Genomic DNA, 20,017 nt, shown 5'->3' on the forward strand with positions numbered 1-20,017 from the left:
AGGTAGGCCGCGTCGGCGCTTTTGTCCGTCTGTCGCGGCTTGTGTTCACAGGGTACATCAAAAAGCCCGCATGGCAACAGCATGTGCTTTTTTGTTACAAGTAGGGAACTAAAAACGGTGTCGTTCCGGAACGCAATGGTCAACGGAAAATGCGGCGAACCTGTCCTAAGCGGAAATTGGAGAAACGGCAAATTTTTCATGCATCCTAACCCTTTGTGTTTGGCAAGGGTTGTTATAAGTCAATCCTAAATCGCGCGAAAACAGGCGTTATCTAAGCTAATCTCCTGCAAGTCCATGTTGTGAAAAGCTAAAATGATCGGGGCAGAATGTTGGGGAATACTTAAGCGCGAAATAGAAAGTGAATTGACGATTTTGTTTGTTTAATACAAAGTTGCTAGGAAAATTTGTTGGCACATAAATATATCAAGGAATCGTAAATGCAGGCAGTGGACAGGGTTGGTATTTTTGTTGACGTGGAAAATCTAACGCAATGGGTAAAGCAAGATGGTTTGGAGCAATTGATAGAAGAGCTCACTTCCATGGGGGCCATCATTGTAAGGCGGGCTTATGCAAAGTGGACGCTTCCGAGCTTGACGCCCCATCAAAACATACTTAACCGCCTTGGTTTCGAGTTGATCCATACGTTTCATCCTATAAGTGGCAAGAATTCTGCCGACATTCAAATAGTCGTTGATGTAATGGAATACGCTTGGCGTGACCCGGACTTGAGATGGATTGCGCTGGCAACTGGTGATTCAGATTTCAGTCCTTTATTCAGGCGATTACGAGAAATGGGACGACAAGTTATCGGTGCAGGCCCGCGTTCTGCACTTAGCGAATCGGTTAAAAGCTCATGTTCTCGTTTTATTTATTTAGAACGTGAAAAAAACATGGAAAAAGCTGACGAGGCTACTCTTGCTTCTGCGTTCGATGATGCTGCCGATTTGTTGGAAAAAGCTTTAGGAACCTTCGATGAGCCTGCCAATTGCTCAACATTGAAAGCGCGGATGTTAAATATTGACAGTGCTTTTGACGAAAAAAAACTAGGTTTTAAGGGATTTAACGACTTTGTAAATCAAGTGGATAGTGTTGAGCTACATCAAAGTGGCAAATCGTGGCTTGTTTCATTTGTTAATCAAAAATCTATTAGCGTTACCTCTCAAGGTGTAAATAGTGAGCCTATTAATAACCTTACTACGCAAGATTTAGTGGATCAGTACAGGTCAATATTAAGAAATAAAGGCTGGCGGTCATTACCGTTACCAATAATAGAAGATTGTTATTACCGACTGAAAGATTTGGATGTTATGACCCGTTCTGAAATGGCCGAGTTTGCAATTGCCGGTGGTTCAGCAACAAATCTTACAGCTGCAGACGTCAAAAAGGTTATGAGCATACTAATGAAGGCTGGTGTGATTACAAAAGTTGAAAATCAGCATGGGCCTGACGGCGATGAAAGTTACTGGAAAGTTGGTTTGTTCTCAAATGAGCAAGTGACATTTGCCATTGATCGCGCATTGGTCAGTCGACTGCTGTCTGGGCTTGATGAGCTTTCTGCGCCGTTAAGAAAAGAGGGTATTGTTCCGTTGTTGCTCCAACGTCGACCACAAGGAAAATTAGATTTGTTGATTACAGAAGCGCGTCAGTTGTGTCGCGCTTCTGATAGAACTTAGTAATGGATATGCTCGGGGGCGGGGTTTAAATACCGTTATTTCGCCCCGAGCATCGCGGCTTTTGGCGAAATTGGCCCGCAGGGGAGCGGCATGGATGCCGCTCGTTTTCGCAGGGCTAGGTATTGCCCTTCGAAAACCCTCGGCAAAAGCGAGAAGCGCAGGATAAAGGCGGAATCCGGGTGTCGTTTCTTTTGAATACTTTTCTTTGGACAAGCAAAGAAAAGTATTCCGCTTGTCTGTGCGGGAACCGACTTAGATAAAACCGTCGCGATAGCGACACTCAAAAAACGAAGGCACTCAAACAATCGAGACCCTTCTTCTGGGGTTGCCGTTTAAGGTTGGCTATTCTTCAGACTATACCGACTGATCAAGGCAAATTCCGCCAGCGACACCGACTCCGCCCGCAAATTGGCATCGATGCCCAATGCAGCCATTTTGTCTTCGCTTATAAAATTTTTCAGCGAATTACGCAGGGTTTTGCGGCGTTGCGAGAAGGCTTGGGTCACCAGCCTGCTGAAATGCGGAAAGTCCGCTATTTCCACCGGGGGCTTGTCGCGAGGCACCAGGCGCACGATGGCGGACATGACTTGCGGGGCCGGGTCGAAGCTTTCCGGCGCTACGTCGAACAGCCATTCCGTTTCGCAAAAATACTGCATCATCACGCTAAGACGGCCGTATTTTTTGCCGCCGGGTTCGGCGCAAATCCGGTTGACCACCTCTTTTTGCAGCATGAAATGCATGTCTTCCACGCAGGCCGTGGTTTCCAACAAATGGAACATCAGCGGGGTGGAGATGTTGTAGGGCAGGTTGCCGATGATGCGCAGTTTTTGGCCGGCGGTCGCCAGGGCGTTGAAGTCGAATTTCAGCGCGTCGGCGCTGTGTATGTTGAGCCGGAGATGATCGGCGAATTGTTTTCGCAGATGGGCGACCAGGTCGCGATCCAACTCCACCACATCCAGATTGACACCGGTTTCCAACAATGGTCGGGTCAGTGCGCCCAGGCCGGGGCCGATTTCCACCCAGTGCTCGCCGGTTTGCGGGTGGGCGTAATCCAGAATATCGCCGATGACACGGTGGTCTTGCAGAAAATTCTGGCCGAAACGTTTGCGGGCTTGATGGGTCATGGTAGTTGTGTGGGTGATGAGAGCATTTCCAAGGCCGTTTGCAAGGCAAATTGCAGGCTGCCGAGGCTGGCTTGGCCGCTGCCGGCCAGATCCAGCGCTGTGCCGTGGTCTACCGAGGTGCGGATGATGGGCAGGCCCAGCGTGATGTTGACGGCTTGGCCGAAGCCCTTGTATTTCAGCACCGGTAGGCCCTGGTCGTGATACATGGCCAGTACGGCGTCGGCGTGCTTCAGGTATTTTGGCGTGAACAGGGTGTCGGCCGGTAGTGGGCCGTAAAGAGTCATGCCTTCGCTACGCAGGCTTTCCAGCGCGGGTTCGATGATTTCGATTTCCTCCCGCCCCAGATGGCCGCTTTCGCCGGCATGCGGATTCAGGCCGCAGACCAGGATGTTGGGCTCGCGTATGCCGAAGCGCCGGCGCAGGTCTTTATCCAGCAGGCGAAGGATTTCAGTCAGCAATTCGGCGGTAATGGCGCGGCTGACTTGCGAGAGCGGCAAGTGAGTGGTGGCCAGCGCCACCCGCAAGCCCGGCGTGGCCAGCATCATTACCGGGGTGCCGCCGGTGATGTCGGCGATGAATTCGGTATGGCCGCTGAACGGGATGCCGGCGTCGTTGATGATGCCCTTATGTACCGGCGCGGTGACCATGGCGGCAAAGGCCTGCTCCAGACAGCCTTGCGTGGCCAGACGGATGGTTTGCAGTACGTAGGCGCTGTTGGCCGGATTAAGCCGGCCGCCGACGGCGGGTTCCGCCAAGGCGACCGGTAGCACGCTCAGGCGGCCGGCCGGCGTGGGAGCGGCCGGTTTGGCTGCATCGAACAGCTCAATCGCCAGCGACAGGCCAAGTTGTTGGGCTCGCTGTCTTAACAGATCGGGGTCGGCGATTGCCACCAGTTGGCAGGAATGCGCGAGTTGCGCCAGTTGCACGCACAGATCGGGACCAATACCTGCGGGTTCGCCGGGAGTCAGCGCGATGCGTGTAAGAGTGTTCGATGGCATGACGGCCTTGGTTTTGGGGTAAATGGCCCGGAGTTAGGCTTAGGATTCCACTTTCCTATTCCGGAGGCTGTCGTAAAAGCCAATCAGTCCCTTCTCCCGCTGGGAGAAGGTTAGGATGAGGGTATATAAAACAATAGTTTATTGATTTTACCCCCTCACCCCAACCCTCTCCCGCAGGGAGAGGGAGCTTTTACGATACCCTCCGGAGGCAGAGGGAATGGAATGCGGAAGTTATTGTGGGTGGAATCCTTAGACGGGCGTGTGTTCCTGGCAGATTTTCTCGCTGTCGGTGTCGCTGAGTTTTTCTTGAGTCAATTGGCAGAAGAATTCGCCGTCCTTTTCGCTGAAGTTGCGGCAGGTTTTGCATACGCCGAACGATTGCGATTGGTTGGCTTTTTGCAGCGCGGTCAATGCTTGCTGGAACACATTGGCGTCGGTCAGTTCCTGGCCGGTGGTGCGTAGTATGTCGGTGGCGCTGGAAAACAGATCGGAAGGGCGAGCCTCCTTCAACACCTCGGTGCCTTCTCCCAACAGGCGCAAATGAATCACCCGCTTGTCGTTGCTGTCGGGGATTTTTTCGATATAGCCTTTCTTTTCCAGAATGATCAAGGATTGCGAAACAGTGCCGCGGGTCATGCCTAGATAATTGGCGACCGCCGCCGGTGTGTTGCTGTATTTGTTGGCGCGCGACAGGTAGTTCAAAACCTGGAAATGCACCGGTTGCAGGCCGAGTTCGGTGCATTTCTTGCGTTCTTCCGAGCGGATCAGCGCGGTCATGCATTCGATGAGTTCGTAGATGTCGGTTTGTGTCATGGGCTTATTCTATCATTGCTTTTACGGTTGACAAGGTCTGGGTTCAGGCGCTTTAATAGCGACTCGAAATTTTATAACATTCGGCCTCGAGCCAACTTAAAATTTATTCCATGTGGGTGTGTCGGGCGGTTTCGCCGGCGTTTTATGGTTTAATGCTTTTGGGTTGGCTCTTTTTTTAATTCGCGGATGACAGGAATTCATAATGAAAAAAACGATAACAAAACGATTGAATAAATCCCTACTGGCGAGTGCTATTGCCGTGCTATTGTCATCCGGGATGGCAATGGCAAAATCCGACAATATGCACCAGCTGTATCAGGACAACTGCGCCAGTTGCCACGGCTCGGATCACGGCGGCTATCTGGCGCCGGCCTTGAACGCCGATACCTTGAAGGGCCGCAGCCCGACCGCGCTGCGCACCATAGTGATGGCCGGCAGCTTTGACACGCTAATGCCGCCGTTTTACGGCAAGCTGTCCGATGACGAGATTCGCGGCGTCATCAAACATTTGCAGGAAACCCCCAAACAACCGAATCCGGCCTGGACCATCGACGATATGAAAAAATCGTTGAAAGTCTACGTCAAGGATGAAAGCAGCTTGCCCGCCAAGCCGACATTCCAAATTGACGACAAATTCGAGAATCTGATCGGCGTGGCGGCGCGCGGCAAATACGGCCGCGGCGAAGGTTCCAAGGCCATTTTCATCAACAGCGCCACGCATCAAAAAGTCGGCGAAGTGTCTACAGGCACCGCCGCGCACATTATCGATTTCAATCCGGCCAATCCGCGTTGGGCTTATGTGAAAACCGATACCGCCGAAATTTTCAAGGTCGATTTATATTCCATGCAGGCTACCCGCAGCATCAAAACCGGCTGGAACGGTCCCGGCATGGGCGTGTCGCGTGACGGCAAATACATCATGGCCGGCTCTTTCGTGCCGCACAATGCCGTGATTCTGGATGCCGACACCCTGGAACCCTTGAAAACCTTTGAATTGGAAGGCATTGACCCCGACGGTAAACACGTTTCGTCCGATTCCGGCATGATCATCGGCACCCCCTATGCCGACATTTTTGCCATTGCGCTGGAAAATGCCGGCCAGGTTTGGATAGTCGATTATAAAAAAGAAGGTTTTCCGGTCACCAAGATCGAAAAAGTCGGTCGGCATTTGCACGACGCCTTCCTGACTCACGGCGGTAAAAAATTGATGGTGGCTTCCTATGACGACAGTATCGTCGCCGCCATCGACTTGGAAGAGCGCAAGTTGATCAAACAACTGCCGGCCGGTTGCGTGCCGCATGTCGGCGGCGGTTCGGCGGTCAAGGTTGACGGCCGTACCCTGGGCTTCGGTACCAACTTCGGCGATTGCGACAAGATGGTGGTCAGCGTTTGGGACTTGGATAAAATGGAAGTGGTCAAACAAATCCCGGTTTCCGGCGGTACCGAGTCGCCCGCCGCGCACGCCAACGCGCCCTATGTGGCGGTGGACATCATCAGCAAGGACAGGCGCGCCCGCACCGTGCAGTTGATCGACAAGAAAACCCTGGAAGTGGTGAAAACCCTGGATGTCGGCGGCCACGCCTACTTCCCGGAATATAGCGCCGACGGTAAATTCTTGTACATATCCGCCGGTTACAATGGCGACGAAGTGGTGGTTTATGACTCCAACACGCTGCAAAAAGTCGCCTCCGTGCCGATGGAAAGCCCGGCCGGGATTTTCTCCAGAGGCCGGGTCAAATACATGACTCGCGGTCTGTCGCCCGACGAAATGGAGCAAGGCAAATGAAACTGAAATATTCTGTTTTGTTGCTGGCCGGCCTGTTGGCCGGCGGTTCCGCGCGGGCGGCCAGTCTGTATGCCGGTCAGGCCAAGGCCGCGGCGGTGTGCGCGCAATGCCACGGCATTCGCAACCCCAGCGCCGACGCACCGTTTCCACCCTTGGGCGGCCGCGATGTCGAGTATCTGAAAACCGCCATCAGGCAATATCGCGATCTGACGCGTAAATCGGACATCATGAATGCGATTGCCGGTTCGTTGACAGACAACGACATTAACGACATCGCCAGCTATTACGGCAGCGTCAAACCCTAACGCATGCGTTTTATCTGGCTGCTGGCCTTGTTTTGCCACGTCGCCGTTGCGGACGAACCCAATCCGCAACGGCAGCGGGAACTGCTGAACATGCTCAAGCACGATTGCGGTTCCTGCCACGGCCTGCCCCCCAGGGGGGGCTTGGGGCCGTCGTTGCTGCCGGAGGCTTTGGCCGATAAAAACGATGCCATGCTGATAGACGCCATTCAAAACGGCAGGGCCGGATCGGCCATGCCGCCGTGGAAGCAATTTTTAACGACCGATGAAACCGTATGGCTGGTCCGGTTGTTGCGTGGTAAGGACTGGGAAAATGACTAAGGATTCCGCCCAATATAGCTTCCCTATTTATACCCCTCGCCCTAACCCTCTCCCGGAGGGAGAGGGAACAGAACGCGGAAGTTATTTTGGGCGGAATCCTAAAGCCATTGCACTGGCCGTTTTGCTGTTGCTGATTGGTGGTCAGTCGACGGTATGGGCGGATGCGCCGAATTCCGGCAATGACGCTCTGTTGGCCGAAGCCTTTCGCAGTCATCGTAGCGACTTGCAGATGCAAGGCCAAGGCACAGTGATAAAACTCTTGCCGGACGATAATCAGGGCAGTCGCCATCAGCGCTTCATTCTGCGCCTGCATTCGGGCCAAACCCTGTTGATTGCGCATAACATCGATTTGGCCGCCAAAATCGAAGGTTTGCGGGTCGGCGACACCGTGTCTTTTTACGGCGAGTATGAATGGAGCGACAAAGGCGGCACCGTGCATTGGACCCATCATGATCCCGCCCGGCGCCATCTGGGCGGTTGGTTGCGGCATGATGGCAGGACTTATCAATAGTAAAAGGTAGACCGGTGGCAAAAGGTATTTTGATGCGGTGGAACGATGAACAGGGTTTTGGTTTTATTCATACTGATGCCGTCGGCGAAGATGTGTTTATCCATATATCGGCGTTCGGAGGCTTGTCGCGTAGGCCAGCGGTTGGGGACATGGTAATTTTTAATCTGGAAACGGATTCTAAAAGGCGCAAGCGAGCGGTTAATGCCAGTATCGAGGGCATGGAAAGCGTTTTTTTAGCCAGGGAAATTGAAAAACCACCGATCAAGCTTCAGCGCAAGCCGGCGGTGCATGAGCAGTCCAATACCCGGCGAAAGTCTTATACAAATCATGGAAACAGTGGGTCAAGTGGATTTATTGGGTTAGTTTTTATAATTGGCATATTGGTTGTTGGCTATAAAGCTTACTCAACATATTCGTCCAATGCTTCGGATGCGACTATCGGAGCGGGAGATTTCGAACCGGTCGTTTCGGCAGTAAGACAACCGATAGCCGCTTCGTATCACTGCGAAGGTAAAACTCGCTGTTCGCAAATGACATCCTGCGCGGAAGCGGTGTTCTATCTCAATAATTGTCCGGGGAGTGTTACTGACGGTGATGGGGACGGTCGTCCTTGCGAAGATCAATGGTGTGGACATTGAGCAATACGAACTTTATTCTGAAAGTCATGGTAGGAGCGACGCATAGTCGCGATGATGACCTTGAGTATCGCGACTATGCGTCGCTCCCACGAGACTGTCTTTCATGTAACGGGGCATGGATATTGCCGTCAGCCCTTATTTGTTTCCGGATTGCACGATAGATTTACAGGAAGTATTCGCCGACTAAGCATTCAAAATGATGAAAACCTTATTTAACACCCTGCCGTTGCTTATTCCCATGCTGCTGGCGGCTTGCAGTCAGGCCGATTTGCGCGCTACCGGCGACCTTGGCGTGGTGATCGAGCGCGAACAGGGTAGTGCGCAAATCGTCAACACCAGCAAGCCCGCCATGTTGAGCCGCATCGAGGGCCTGGGCGACTTGTCGCATGCCTCGGTGGTGTTCTCCCGTGATCAGCGTTACGCCTATGTGTTCGGCCGCGACGGCGGCTTGAGCAAGGTCGACCTGCTGCAAGACAAACTGGCCAAGCGCATCATCCAGGCCGGCAACAGCATAGGCGGGGCGATTTCGCAGGACGGCAAAGTTATCGCGGTATCCAATTACACGCCGGGCGGCGTGAAACTGTTCGATGCCGACACGCTGGAACAACTGGCCGAGATTCCGGCGCTTTACGGCGAAGACAACAAACTGTCCAAGGTAGTCGGTTTGGTCGATGCGCCCGGCCAACGTTTCGTCTGTAGCTTGTTTGAAGGCAACCAAATTTGGCTGATCGATGCCAAAAATCCGCGCCAACCGCAAGTGCAAAAATTCCAAAATATCGGTAAGCAACCCTACGACGCCTTGTTGACGCCGGACGGGCATTTTTACGCCGCCGGCCTGTTTGGCGAAAAAGGTCTGGCCTTGCTGGATTTGTGGCAACCGGAGCAGGGCGTCAAACACATTTTGCAGGATTACGGCAAGGACGATGCGCAAACGCCGGTTTACAAAATGCCGCATCTGGAAGGCTGGACGGTGGCCGGTAACTGGCTGCTGGTGCCGGCCATCGGCCGGCATGAAGTGTTGGTGGTCGATACGCGGGATTGGTCTCTGGCCCGGCGTATCCCGCTGGCCGGCCAGCCGGTGTTCGTGATGGCGCGGCCGGACGGCCGGCAGGCGTGGGTGAATTTCGCCTTCCCGGACAATCAGACCGTGCAGGTGATAGACATTAAGGATTTTCAGGTGGTCAAAACCCTGCAACCCGGCAAGGCGGTGCTGCATATGGAATTCAGCCCGCGCGGCGAAGCGGTCTGGCTGGCGGTGCGCGATGAAGACCGGGTGATGGTGTACGACACCGAAACCCTGGCCGAAACCGCCCGCTTGCCGGCGCAAAAACCCAGCGGAATTTTCTTCAGCAATCGTGCCAATCAGCTGGGTTTGTAAATATGTTGTCGGCCTTGCACAAACAGCTGTTGAACAATTATCAGCAGGATTTTCCGCTTAGTCCCACCCCGTATAGGGATATCGCCGAGCAGTTGGGCGTTAGCGAGGACGAGGTGTTGTCGGCGTTTCAGGCCCTGTCGGAACAGCAAATGATCAGCCGCATCGGCCCGGTGATTGCGCCGAACGCGATAGGCAATAGCGCGCTGGTGGCGATGGCGGTACCGGAAGCCGATTTGAACCGGGTGGCGGAACTGGTCAGCGCCTACCCGGAAGTCAATCACAACTATGAGCGGGAAAACCGCTTCAATCTATGGTTCGTGTTGATTGCCGACCATGAAGCCCATCTGCGAGCGGTGATTGCCGATATCGAAGCCACCACCGGTTACCGGGCCATGCCGCTGCCGATGTTGGCGGATTATTTCATCAACCTGGGTTTCGAGTTGAATCTGCATGATTGACGCTATCGATTTTCAGCTGATTGAAGCCGTGCAGGCCGGCCTGCCGATTGCGGCCCGGCCCTATGCCGCGATTGCCGCGCAATTGGCGCTTAGCGAGCAGGAAGTCATCAACCGCCTGATGAGCCTGAAAACCCGGGGCTTGATCAAGCGTTGGGGTGTGGTGGTCAAGCACCGTCAGCTGGGTTATCGGGCCAATGCGATGATAGTGATGGATATTCCGGACGCCGAAGTGGCGGCGGTCGGCAAGCTCGTCAGTCAACAGCCCTGCGTCAATCTGTGTTACCAGCGGCCGCGGCAGGGCGAAACCTGGCCCTACAACCTGTATTGCATGATACACGGCAAGAGCCGGGAAGCGGTATTGAGGCAATGGGCGGCCTTGCGGGAAAGCTGCGGCTTGTCCGAGGTAGCCTTCGAAGTACTGTTCAGCCGCCGCTGTTTCAAGCAGCGCGGGGCGCTGTATCGGCAGCCGAAGCGGGAGGCCGGCCATGGATGATATCGACAAAACCATCATCAACCGCTTGCAACAGGGCTTTCCCATTTGCGAAGCGCCGTATCGGCGGGTGGCCGATCAGCTCGGCATCAGCGAAGCGGAGTTGCTGAACCGGCTGCAAACTTTGCTGGCCGACGGCGTGTTATCGCGCTTCGGGCCGATGTACCACGCCGAACACATGGGCGGTGCGCTGACGTTGGCCGCCCTAAAGGTGCCGGAAGAGCGTTTCGAGGAAGTGACCGAAATCGTCAACGCTTTTCCGCAAGTGGCGCATAACTATGCCAGGAACCATGTGCTGAATATGTGGTTTGTGCTGGCCACCGAAAAGCCGGAACAGGTGCTGGAAGTCATCGGGCAAATCGAAGGGCAAACCGGGCTGAGCGTCTACAACATGCCGAAAATCAGCGAATACTACGTGGGTTTGCAGTTGCCGGTGTGATGGGCAAAATTGTTCCATATGTAAAATGAGTGTATAAAATACACCTGTTTTTAACTGCTGCAGGAGTTTGCCATGTCCGTTCGTTTCAATGTGGTGTTATCCGACGATCTCAATCGGGAACTTGATCGCGTGGCCCAGGAGAATGAAACCAATAAAAGCGAGATTTTGCGCAAGGCCATGACGCTTTATCTGGCGGCACAGGATGGCCGGCGCAGAGGCTTGAAGCTGGGATTGGTTGAGCCGACGACGCAAAAGCTGGAAACCGAAATTATCGGTTTATGAACCATATCGATCTTAATCAGCCGCCGCCCAATCACACCTTCAAGGTGTCGGTCGACCGAGAGGAAACCGACGGCGAGCGGCGGGTCAGGTTGTTCAAGGATGTGGCTCTGTTTGTAGTGGCTCTGGGGTTTGTCGTTATGATAGCCGGCCTATGCTATGCAACCTTGCTGTCCACCACCGCGAGCGCCGAAGAAAAGAAATGGGCCATGTCCATCCTGTCGGCAACCGCCGGTGGCTTGGTCGGTTATTTGATTCGAAAATGATCGTTACGCTGTAATTACCCTGATGTCCATAGACGCCATAGACCGACAAATCATCCAGGCCACCCAGGCCGGCCTACCGCTGGTCGCCGAACCTTATCAAGCCATTGCCGGGCAATTGGGTTTGACTGCCGATGAGGTCATGCGGCGCATGGCCGCGATGCTGGAGAACGGCGTAATCCGCCGCATCGCTGCCGTACCCAATCATTACCGACTCGGTTATCGATATAACGGCATGACGGTCTGGGATGTCGACGACAATCATGTGGACATGCTGGGGCAACGCGTCGCCGAACTGCCTTTCGTCAGCCATTGCTATCAACGGCCGCGCCATGCGCCGGAGTGGACCTATAACCTGTTTGCCATGGTTCACGCCAAAACCGAACGGGACGCGGAAAAGCAGATTGCCGTGATCGCCGAATTGCTGGGCGGCGACGTGCGGCGGCAGGCGGTGCTGTACAGCACCAAAATCCTCAAAAAAACCGGTTTACGCATCGCAGGCTAATATGTTCCGACTCAGTCAATACATGCGCGAGGTCTTGCACCCCACGCCCTTGTCCCAGCCGCGTAAACCCGCCGGCCCGGTGGTGATCTGGAATCTGATTCGCCGTTGCAACCTGACTTGCAAACACTGTTATACCACCTCGGCCGATATCGATTTCCCCGGCGAACTGACCACGCCGGAAATTTTCACGGTGATGGACGACCTGAAAGCCTTCAAGGTACCGGTGCTGATTTTGTCCGGCGGCGAACCCTTGCTGCATCCGGATATTTTTACCATTTCCCGGCGGGCCCGCGATATGGGCTTTTACGTAGCCTTGTCCAGCAACGGCACCTTGATAGACGAAAACAACATAGAACGAATCGCCGCCATCGATTACCAATATATCGGCGTCAGTCTGGACGGCATAGGCCGGACTCACGACACTTTTCGGCGGAAACAAGGCTCGTTTGACGCCTCGCTGGCCGGCATAAGATTGTGCCGCGCACACGGCATCAAGGCCGGCGTGCGTTTTACCCTGACCCAGGACAACGCCCACGACTTCGATGCGTTGCTGCAATTGATGGACGACGAGGACATCGACAAATTTTATTTGTCGCACCTGAATTACGGCGGCCGCGGCAACAAAAACCGCAAGGACGATGCCGCGTTTCAATTGACCCGCAAAGTCATGGATGCCTTGTTTGAAAAATCCTTGACCTGGGAACAACAGGGCCTGCAGCGGGAAGTGGTGACCGGCAACAACGACGCCGACGCGGTGTATTTTTTGCATTGGGTCAAGCGCCGATTTCCGGAGCGCGCCGAGCATATGCAGGCCAAACTGCAACAATGGGGCGGCAATGCCTCCGGGGTCAATGTCGCCAACATCGACAATCTCGGAAATGTGCACCCAGATACATTTTGGTGGCATTATGGCCTGGGCAACGTGCGGCAAAGACCGTTTTCCGAAATATGGCAAGATGTGTCCGACCCGCTGATGGCCGGCTTGAAAGCATCGCCCCGGTTATTGAAAGGCCGCTGCGCCGATTGCCATCATCTAAGCATCTGCAACGGCAACACCCGGGTAAGAGCCCAGCAACTCACGGGCGATTTCTGGGCCGAGGACCCGGGTTGTTATCTGGAGGATGAGGAAATAGGGCTGAAATGATCGGGGTTAGGTAACGTTCGATGTCCACCTGGAGGCACTACACGCAGTATGTGTTTTCCACATATCCCATAAAGCGCTATCAAAATTCCGCGCAAAAGCAAGGCTGTCGAATAACGGTGAAGCCAAGACCCTGCTGCGTAGGTCTTTTCGTAGCTCGCTCAAATAAGTTGGATTTGCCGCGAATAAGGCGGCTTTTTGGATGTAAGTGGGTTTATCGCCTGCAATCCATTGCCCCAAGCCCGCATTAATGTTGATACTTTCGTTTGCCCGCGCCAGGATACCGTCGCCTCGTAGCGTCAAGACAGGGACACCCATCCACAAGGCCTCGATGCTGGTGGTGACGCCTGGATAGGGAAAAGTATCCAGCGCAATGTCGATGCGGTTGTAGGTTGCCAGATGCCTATCTGGAGCGGTAAGAGTTTTGGAGAGCAACAATCGATCGGCCGCAATCCCATGACTGGCGTAACGCCCCAGGATTCTTTCGGCGATAGCGGCTTCGTTTAGCTGGCTGGCTTTAAGAAACAAGCGCGATTTTGGTACGGCGAGCAATATTTTCGACCATATTTGAATAACCTCATCGGTCATCTTGCTGAGATTATTGAAACTGCCGAAGGTGATGAAGCCTTTTTCCAGCGACGGCGGCCGTTCGACAGCAACATCATCGACGGTTGGGGTGAAACAGATACAACTGTCGGGTAGGCGCCATATATGTTCAGTGAAAAACTGTTCATCGGCTGCTTCAATGGAATAGGGGTCGCTAAGAATATAGTCGATGGTGCCAAGGCCTGTCGACGCCAGATAGCCTAACCAGCTTACTTGAATGGGGGCCGCTTTCCACGCAAAAAGCGGAAGGCGATTGTGAGAGCTGTGGCCGGCAAGGTCGATCAGTATGTGTATGCCGTCGGCTCGTATCAGCTCCGCCGCCGCTTTGTCGCCGAGATGACAAATAGTCTTCCAATCCGCAAAAAAGGGCCGGATACCTGCCGAAAAATCGTCGACGCCCGGTTGGGTGGCATACGCAATCAGATCGAGATGGGTATTGCAGACTTCACGTAGCAGGCTGTGTAAAAAATGTCCGACGGGGTGGTTTCTAAAATCGCCGGATACCAGTCCGACCCGAAGGCGTTGGGGGTGTTGTTCGCAGAGCCAACTATCGAAAGCTTGGTCGATTTGGCTTGCCACCAATCGACCGAATTTTACCGCTTCGTCGACGTAGGGCGAACTTGGCAGGCTTGCGCTGTAATTCAAATGAAATAACAAACCGCTTTGGTCCGCGATGGAAGCGGGATTGATTTGTAAGCTGGTTTGCCAACAACGCCCGGCTTCCTCAATTCTTCCCTGAGACTGCAAATTGATGCCCAAGTTGGTGTGGGCGGACGCAAAGTTTGGGTCGAGCGTAATCGCTTTGCGGTAATAGCTTTCGGCTTGCGCCAACTTCCGCTGTAATTGCAGCATCGTCCCCAGATTGTTGTAATACTTCGGGTTGGACGGGCCGCTGACGATGGCTTGTTCAAAGCAAATTTCCGCATCGGCGAGATTTCCTTGTTCGAACAGGATGGCGCCCCGAGTATCGTAGGCATCGGCGTAATTCGAGTTTAGCGCCAATGCCCGCAGATTGGCGAACTTTGCTTCCTCAAGACGCCCTTGAGTTTTCAAGGCGATGCTGATATAGTGATGAGCTTCCGGGATATCCGGCTGTTGTGCGATTGCGTCTCGCAAATAGGTTTCGGCTTCGGCGCTTTGGTTCCGGGCTAGTAGGGTTAGGGCCAGATTGACCAGTATATCGATGGCCGTGGGCTTTCGCGAAACGATGATTTTAAAACACTGTTCCGCCTGGGTGAATTGTCCGAGATTGTGCCAGATGACCCCAAGATTTCCCAGATATGTGTCGTTATCGGCATCGAGCCGTATGGCTGTTTGATAGTGAAAAATGGCTTCTTGCAAGTGGCCGGCACGGTGTAATGCCGATGCATAGTGGCCGTGGACTTCCGCGTCATCCGGTAGCCGCTCGCTTGCCGTTTTCAAGGCAGGCAGAGCTTCGGTCAATCGTTGTTGCTGTTGCAAACTTATGCCCAGCCATTTCCATGCATAGCCATCGTCGGGGGTTGCGGTCAGCAAATGCCGGGCGATTTGTTCGCATTCGCCGTAGGCTTGCCGCTGATAGCAATCCTGCAACGATTGCATTTGATCCGCGACAGAAGGACCGGTTTCGTTAGACCCAGCAACGTTGCGCGCTTGCAGCGAAACCTGTTGTGCGAATTCGTGGAAGCCGCACTGGCGCAAACCGTCGATATAGCTTCGCCAGTATTTTGGATTTGAGGGTTGCAGGGCAATCGCCTGTTTGAGATGTGCCAGCCCGATGGCATGCTGGTTGACCTGCAGTGCCAGCAAACCCATGTTGTGCTGGACATCGGCATGTTCCGGGTGGCATTGCAGAATTTCCAGATATACAGTTTGGGCCCCCACCAAGTCTCCGGACAAGTGCGAGGCTATGGCGATACCCAATTTTTGTTGCAAGGTCTCGTCATTCATGGCGACAAAAAATTGCGGCGTTCAGGATTTCGCTACCCTATTTTGCTCAAGCATGCCGGAAAACGCCTGTTCAAGATTCTTGCAGAACAGATCGGTTTTGAACAAAGGGTATGTTGCCTGGTTTGCCAGCAGTCGGCCCTTGATTTCCGCCAGTCGATCTCGATCCGTTGCCAGACTCAATGCCAGTGCTTCGTATTCTTCAAGCGAATGGGCAACGAGTTCCGGCATGCCGATGGCCTGCAACAAGCTGGCGGCGACCCGGCCCGAAAAGGTATTACCGAGATAAGTCACCACCGGCAAACCCACCCGCAAACAATCGCTGGCTGTGGTATGGGCATTGTAGGGGCTGGTATCCAGAAACATGTCCGCCAGACGATAACGGGCCAGATGATCCTCCACCAACGGCACGCGGGTGGCAAAAATCAGGCGCGCGGGGTCGATGCCGCGCTGTGCGGCTTCCCGGCGCAAGTTGTGCTGGGCCGGCTCATTCAGTTTCATCAGCCACAACACGCTGCCCGGTACTTTGTTCAGCAAACGCATCCAGACATCGAACATCGGCGGATTGATTTTATAATCGTGATTGAAGGAACAAAATACCACGCCGCTTTCCGGTAGACCCATCTCCGCCTTGGTTGGCGTGCGTTCGGATATTTTGAGGTTGCAGTCGGTCGGCAGATAGGCGTCGGGCAGATAGGCGACTTTTTCGCTGTAAAACGCCTGATGTTCCTCGGGGATCACCACCCGGTCGGCCAGGATGTAATCCATGTAACTTACCCCTAGGGAGCCGGGGTATCCCAGGAAATTGACCTGAATTGGCGCGGGCCGGTACGCGAGAACATCGGTGCGGGAGTCCGCGGTGTAACCGGCCAGGTCGACCAGAATATCCACCTCAAGACTGCGAATGAGCTCCGCGATATCCCAAGACTTGCGTGTTCTGACATCGATAAACTGGTCGAAGGCATTTTTAAAGCGCGATCTCAGCGAGCTGTTGTCGTCTATGCCCAGCGATATGCCTATGGTTTCGAATTTCGACTTGTCGTGATGCTCGATGATGCCGGCCATCAAATGACCGACCGGATGCTCGCGAAAATCCGGAGAAATGTAGGCAAGCCTGATTTTGTCGTGTTTATAAACCTCGCCTTGCCAAAGTAGCTTTGTTTTCGCGGGAAATAAATGGTCGGCGAATATCGTGACGCATTTCAACAAATCCTCGGGGGAGTTCGATAGCGACATGAAGGGTAGCGTTTTGCAAACCCTTTGGCCGGCTTTGATGCCGGCTTCGATAAGGGTCCTGCTTTCCTCGAATCTTTTCCAGTCGCAGCAATGCTGCTCGGCATGGAACAATAAACCTCGACCATAATCGAAATCGGGATTGGCGGCCAATAAACGCTCGAAAATCGGAATCGCGTCTTCGTAGCGGTTCATCTCGGTCAGAATGATGCCCTGTCCGGCGAGAGCCTTATCTGAAAGAGGATTGACTTGTATGGCTTCGGCAAAGCTTTCCAGTGCTTTGATGTGCTGCTTGGTTTCATAATACAGATTACTGCGGTTGATCATGGCGCTTTCGTACGCGGGATCGATGCTAATGGCCCGTTGGTAGCTGGCCAGCGACTCATCGAACCGTCCCAATGCTTGCAATTCTACAGCCTCCACAAAATATGCCGGTGCATAGTTTTGGCCGGTGGCTATGGCTCGTTGTATCCATTGCAACGCCTCGCCGTGTGCTTCATTTTGCGAGGCGATGACCGCCATGGAATACAAAGCGGAGAAATTCCCCGGTTGCATGGCCAGAATTTCCTGGAACAAACGGCTGGCTTCCAACATATTATTGGCGTTCTGAAACTCCAGGGCTTGCAGGGTTTTCTGGTGAATTGTCGCCGCATCCGCGGCCGAAATTGGCGAGTTGCCGTCCATGGCGGTTGCGTCAATAAGGCCGAAATGTTCGGGTAGGGTTTTCAAATAGGCTTCGGCGAGTTGCATGTTTTCGCGTCGATCGATTTCCTTTAAAACCATTAAGCAAAAATCGGGGGAGTGAACCACGCTATCGAGAATGACGGCCAGTTTCCGTAACTGCGTGGTATCAAGATCATGTAGTTTCTGAAAGTCGCGGATATAAATTGCGTCCGACCAGATGGCTTGTTTTATGCCGGCGTATGGGTTGTCCTTCAGAATCAGAGGCTTGAAGCTGCGAGGTACGATTCCGGTAAAGCAGTGGAACATGAAGCCTTGCGAACGCAAAAATTGATCCACCTCCGCAAACAAGGGTTGGCCCTGATAAAGTTCGACGAATTCGACTTCGGTCCATATTGCCAATGCTTTGGAAAGCACCTGTTTGCCGCCCATGAATACGTCGAGTTCGCCACCTTGCACATCGATTTTTATCAGATCTACATTGCCTAAATCGTCGATATCGTCCAGGCGCACCGTTGTTACTGGATGTTCGGCAATGCATTGCACCACATCGCTTAGTTGAAAAAAAGCATCCAATAACGGTTTGTTGGGCTTGTAAAGGGAGCCGGTCATAAACCAGTTGGTTTCGTAAAAAGTGGCATCGCCGCCCTTGCCGACAAAATACGGCAGATAACGGTAGGCGGCGTTTTCGCCATACATGTCGCACAATTGTTTATGGGCATGCGGATCCGGCTCAAAGCCTACTACGCTGGCAACACCTGCCTGCATGAGCGGTGCGTAGGGTTCCGTGAGTTGTCCGTGAGAACTGGCGCCGATGTCGGCAATATTGATAGTCAGGGGTGCGCGGTCATTCTTTAGCAGATCGTCAATCAAATTGAATGCCGCGGTGCCGCCTAGCAAGTCTTTCCAAACGGCTTGATTGTTGGGGTTGTTCCGCATAATAAAATTTCCGATATTTTCCGGAACGTCTTTTTGCAGGCGCATGCAAGCCAAGGCAAATCGTCTGGCCATGCCAACCGATAAATTGGCGTTTTCCTTGATCAAATCCAGAATCGACAGCGGATCAGCCAGGAAATAAGACGAAAAGCTTCGTTTGGCTTCGTAAAACTCGACCAGCACGCATTGCAGCCAATGAGCAAGCGAGGTTTGGACCGGGCGCGATAGATCGGCGTCAAGCGGCGGCAAAAAATGCGCATTGAATTGGTTTAGAGCCTCGGTATTCAGTATAAGGGTGGCGGCGCTGGATATGGCCGCGGCCCTTAGCCCTAGTCTGTGCTGAACAAACAATAGCATCATCATCCAGGCTGCCTTGCCCGGTTCGGCCGCAAGGTCCATCGTTGCATATTGTTCGGCAATGGCCTTGGCCAAATAAAGCAAGCCGAGTTTTTCCGCCGGGCTATGATTGCCCCATTCAAAATCAGCGCAAATTTGCAGCAGATGCCGGTATTGCTCCGCTTGTGCCGCCGGGATGGCCGAGTCGGAACAGGACTTGAAGAAATCGGATTGCGCAAGTCTGTTCAGGCTGGACGGATCGATTGTCACCGACGCCATGGCCAAGGCAAATTGTTGGCGGGTTACCAATAACCCCCGGTTACGTAAAATGTCGGCGCGATCCTGTTTGCAGGCAAACAGATTTAATGCGTCGCTGTGTTGATTTTCGTCGAACTCTACCAGTACGTTGATTGCCGGAATGAGGCAATAAATCTCGAAGCCGTTTTGTTTGACGGCCTCTATTAAGCCGTAATTGATGCTGCTGCCGTGCTTTAACTCGAACATCAGCAGAGGAGATTGTGCGGAGAAAAAACGCTGACCGCCTTTTAAGACATTGATTTCCTCGCCCTCGGCATCCATTTTCACGAAATCTATCGTTACTCCGGGCGCATATTCGGCCAGCGAGTCATCCAGAGTGTTTAGCTGGATAATTTCCTTGTCACTGCCGCCAGCGCTCAGCGAGTTCAATTCACTGTTGGCGGAAATTGAGATTTCCGCTTGTCTGGCTACATCGGACAGTCCGCGTTTCAGTAACGTGACTTTTTCGGCGAAACGGTTGATATCGATGCTGCGTTCCAGCATTTTTGCCGGGGCGCTGGTAGGCTCGAAGGCCCAAACACGGCCCTGAACCAGTTGTTTGGCAATCGTTAGGGTATAGACGCCATGGTTTGCACCTATATCCAGACAGTTCATGTCGGGCTGGATGTAAGTGCGGATGAAATCCATTTCATCTTCAAACCAATCTTCCTGTTCCAGCAAAACGTAGGATGTCATGAGATTCACATCCGCTGCAACGCAAACCACGACATTGTTCTCAATCGTGAGCGGCCAAAATTCCTGTTTTTTCATTGCTGACCTCAATTTTTTAATCTGGCTGATCCGACGCAACCCGGAAATTACTTAGTCTATCAAGACGGTGACGACGCCAAATAATCCGGTGTCCCGAAAAAAAACCGCCCTC

At 53.3% G+C, this 20,017-nt stretch carries 19 protein-coding genes; 14 read left to right on the forward strand and 5 right to left on the reverse strand.

Annotation, left to right across the window (positions count from 1 at the left end):
• Positions 1-437: 437 nt before the first annotated feature.
• On the forward strand, positions 438-1,673 hold the full coding sequence (locus NP590_RS01745) for an NYN domain-containing protein (protein WP_256600430.1): 1,236 nt from the start codon (positions 438-440) through the stop codon (positions 1,671-1,673).
• A gap of 332 nt (positions 1,674-2,005) precedes the next feature.
• Here the strand turns inward: NP590_RS01745 and rsmA are convergent, their stop codons facing one another.
• The 3 genes from rsmA to NP590_RS01760 form a co-directional block, all read right to left on the reverse strand.
• Positions 2,006-2,797, reverse strand: coding sequence for a 16S rRNA (adenine(1518)-N(6)/adenine(1519)-N(6))-dimethyltransferase RsmA (gene rsmA, locus NP590_RS01750; protein ID WP_256600432.1), 792 nt, complete (start codon positions 2,795-2,797; stop codon positions 2,006-2,008).
• The gene (pdxA, locus tag NP590_RS01755; RefSeq protein WP_256600433.1) at positions 2,794-3,795 is read right to left on the reverse strand and encodes a 4-hydroxythreonine-4-phosphate dehydrogenase PdxA; all 1,002 of its coding nucleotides are present in this window, start codon (positions 3,793-3,795) and stop codon (positions 2,794-2,796) included. The genes rsmA and pdxA overlap by 4 nt, the downstream gene beginning before the upstream one ends.
• Before the next feature lie 249 nt (positions 3,796-4,044).
• Positions 4,045-4,608 (reverse strand): MarR family winged helix-turn-helix transcriptional regulator, encoded by a 564-nt coding sequence (locus tag NP590_RS01760; protein WP_256600434.1) that lies wholly within the window; start codon positions 4,606-4,608, stop codon positions 4,045-4,047.
• Between the two features lie 202 nt (positions 4,609-4,810).
• Between NP590_RS01760 and NP590_RS01765 the strand changes: the two genes are divergently transcribed.
• The 13 genes from NP590_RS01765 to nirJ all read left to right on the forward strand — a co-directional run bounded on the left by NP590_RS01765 (position 4,811) and on the right by nirJ (position 13,122).
• Entirely contained in the window at positions 4,811-6,394 is a 1,584-nt protein-coding gene (locus NP590_RS01765) for a nitrite reductase (protein WP_256600435.1), read from the forward strand.
• A complete protein-coding gene (locus NP590_RS01770; protein ID WP_256600437.1) occupies positions 6,391-6,699 on the forward strand; it encodes a c-type cytochrome in 309 nt (102 codons plus the stop codon). Before NP590_RS01765 ends, NP590_RS01770 begins: the two co-directional genes overlap by 4 nt.
• Before the next feature lie 3 nt (positions 6,700-6,702).
• Positions 6,703-7,017, forward strand: a complete 315-nt coding sequence (locus NP590_RS01775) for a c-type cytochrome (RefSeq protein ID WP_256600438.1) — start codon at positions 6,703-6,705, stop codon at positions 7,015-7,017.
• Between the two features lie 121 nt (positions 7,018-7,138).
• Positions 7,139-7,528, forward strand: a complete 390-nt coding sequence (locus NP590_RS01780) for a DUF3465 domain-containing protein (protein ID WP_256600439.1) — start codon at positions 7,139-7,141, stop codon at positions 7,526-7,528.
• Positions 7,529-7,542: 14 nt separating this feature from the next.
• Positions 7,543-8,166 carry a cold shock domain-containing protein gene (locus tag NP590_RS01785; RefSeq protein WP_256600440.1) on the forward strand — a complete coding sequence of 208 codons (624 nt, stop codon included), beginning with the start codon at positions 7,543-7,545 and terminating at the stop codon, positions 8,164-8,166.
• 196 nt (positions 8,167-8,362) lie between these two features.
• Positions 8,363-9,544 carry a cytochrome D1 domain-containing protein gene (locus NP590_RS01790; protein ID WP_371927215.1) on the forward strand — a complete coding sequence of 394 codons (1,182 nt, stop codon included), beginning with the start codon at positions 8,363-8,365 and terminating at the stop codon, positions 9,542-9,544.
• A 2-nt stretch (positions 9,545-9,546) separates the two neighbouring features.
• A complete protein-coding gene (locus NP590_RS01795; RefSeq protein ID WP_256600441.1) occupies positions 9,547-10,002 on the forward strand; it encodes an Lrp/AsnC family transcriptional regulator in 456 nt (151 codons plus the stop codon).
• Entirely contained in the window at positions 9,995-10,495 is a 501-nt protein-coding gene (gene ahbB / locus NP590_RS01800; protein WP_256600443.1) for a siroheme decarboxylase subunit beta, read from the forward strand. Before NP590_RS01795 ends, ahbB (NP590_RS01800) begins: the two co-directional genes overlap by 8 nt.
• Positions 10,488-10,931, forward strand: a complete 444-nt coding sequence (locus NP590_RS01805) for an Lrp/AsnC family transcriptional regulator (RefSeq protein WP_256600444.1) — start codon at positions 10,488-10,490, stop codon at positions 10,929-10,931. Before ahbB (NP590_RS01800) ends, NP590_RS01805 begins: the two co-directional genes overlap by 8 nt.
• A 72-nt stretch (positions 10,932-11,003) precedes the next feature.
• Positions 11,004-11,213, forward strand: a complete 210-nt coding sequence (locus tag NP590_RS01810; RefSeq protein ID WP_066981176.1) for a ribbon-helix-helix protein, CopG family — start codon at positions 11,004-11,006, stop codon at positions 11,211-11,213.
• On the forward strand, positions 11,210-11,476 hold the full coding sequence (locus tag NP590_RS01815; protein ID WP_256600445.1) for a hypothetical protein: 267 nt from the start codon (positions 11,210-11,212) through the stop codon (positions 11,474-11,476). Before NP590_RS01810 ends, NP590_RS01815 begins: the two co-directional genes overlap by 4 nt.
• Before the next feature lie 22 nt (positions 11,477-11,498).
• On the forward strand, positions 11,499-11,978 hold the full coding sequence (gene ahbB / locus NP590_RS01820) for a siroheme decarboxylase subunit beta (protein ID WP_256600446.1): 480 nt from the start codon (positions 11,499-11,501) through the stop codon (positions 11,976-11,978).
• Between the two features lies 1 nt (position 11,979).
• Positions 11,980-13,122, forward strand: coding sequence for a heme d1 biosynthesis radical SAM protein NirJ (gene nirJ, locus NP590_RS01825; RefSeq protein WP_256600447.1), 1,143 nt, complete (start codon positions 11,980-11,982; stop codon positions 13,120-13,122).
• 6 nt (positions 13,123-13,128) lie between these two features.
• Here the strand turns inward: nirJ and NP590_RS01830 are convergent, their stop codons facing one another.
• Together NP590_RS01830 and NP590_RS01835 are read right to left on the reverse strand one after the other, a co-directional pair.
• Positions 13,129-15,654, reverse strand: coding sequence for a tetratricopeptide repeat protein (locus NP590_RS01830; protein WP_256600448.1), 2,526 nt, complete (start codon positions 15,652-15,654; stop codon positions 13,129-13,131).
• A 21-nt stretch (positions 15,655-15,675) separates the two neighbouring features.
• Positions 15,676-19,905 (reverse strand): FkbM family methyltransferase, encoded by a 4,230-nt coding sequence (locus NP590_RS01835; protein ID WP_256600449.1) that lies wholly within the window; start codon positions 19,903-19,905, stop codon positions 15,676-15,678.
• Positions 19,906-20,017 lie beyond the last annotated feature (112 nt).

Origin of the sequence: Methylomonas subterranea (assembly GCF_024505185.1) — a bacterium.
Taxonomy (GTDB): domain Bacteria; phylum Pseudomonadota; class Gammaproteobacteria; order Methylococcales; family Methylomonadaceae; genus Methylomonas; species Methylomonas subterranea.

Bases quoted from the DNA above. Each gene is read 5' to 3' on its own strand.
- NP590_RS01745 (WP_256600430.1), top strand. From the start codon at position 438: ATGCAGGCAGTGGACAGGGTTGGTATTTTTGTTGACGTGGAAAATCTA.
- rsmA (WP_256600432.1), bottom strand. From the start codon at position 2,797: ATGACCCATCAAGCCCGCAAACGTTTCGGCCAGAATTTTCTGCAAGAC.
- pdxA (WP_256600433.1), bottom strand. From the start codon at position 3,795: ATGCCATCGAACACTCTTACACGCATCGCGCTGACTCCCGGCGAACCC.
- NP590_RS01760 (WP_256600434.1), bottom strand. From the start codon at position 4,608: ATGACACAAACCGACATCTACGAACTCATCGAATGCATGACCGCGCTG.
- NP590_RS01765 (WP_256600435.1), top strand. From the start codon at position 4,811: ATGAAAAAAACGATAACAAAACGATTGAATAAATCCCTACTGGCGAGT.
- NP590_RS01770 (WP_256600437.1), top strand. From the start codon at position 6,391: ATGAAACTGAAATATTCTGTTTTGTTGCTGGCCGGCCTGTTGGCCGGC.
- NP590_RS01775 (WP_256600438.1), top strand. From the start codon at position 6,703: ATGCGTTTTATCTGGCTGCTGGCCTTGTTTTGCCACGTCGCCGTTGCG.
- NP590_RS01790 (WP_371927215.1), top strand. From the start codon at position 8,363: ATGATGAAAACCTTATTTAACACCCTGCCGTTGCTTATTCCCATGCTG.
- NP590_RS01795 (WP_256600441.1), top strand. From the start codon at position 9,547: ATGTTGTCGGCCTTGCACAAACAGCTGTTGAACAATTATCAGCAGGAT.
- ahbB (WP_256600443.1), top strand. From the start codon at position 9,995: ATGATTGACGCTATCGATTTTCAGCTGATTGAAGCCGTGCAGGCCGGC.
- NP590_RS01805 (WP_256600444.1), top strand. From the start codon at position 10,488: ATGGATGATATCGACAAAACCATCATCAACCGCTTGCAACAGGGCTTT.
- NP590_RS01810 (WP_066981176.1), top strand. From the start codon at position 11,004: ATGTCCGTTCGTTTCAATGTGGTGTTATCCGACGATCTCAATCGGGAA.
- NP590_RS01815 (WP_256600445.1), top strand. From the start codon at position 11,210: ATGAACCATATCGATCTTAATCAGCCGCCGCCCAATCACACCTTCAAG.
- ahbB (WP_256600446.1), top strand. From the start codon at position 11,499: ATGTCCATAGACGCCATAGACCGACAAATCATCCAGGCCACCCAGGCC.
- nirJ (WP_256600447.1), top strand. From the start codon at position 11,980: ATGTTCCGACTCAGTCAATACATGCGCGAGGTCTTGCACCCCACGCCC.
- NP590_RS01830 (WP_256600448.1), bottom strand. From the start codon at position 15,654: ATGAATGACGAGACCTTGCAACAAAAATTGGGTATCGCCATAGCCTCG.
- NP590_RS01835 (WP_256600449.1), bottom strand. From the start codon at position 19,905: ATGAAAAAACAGGAATTTTGGCCGCTCACGATTGAGAACAATGTCGTG.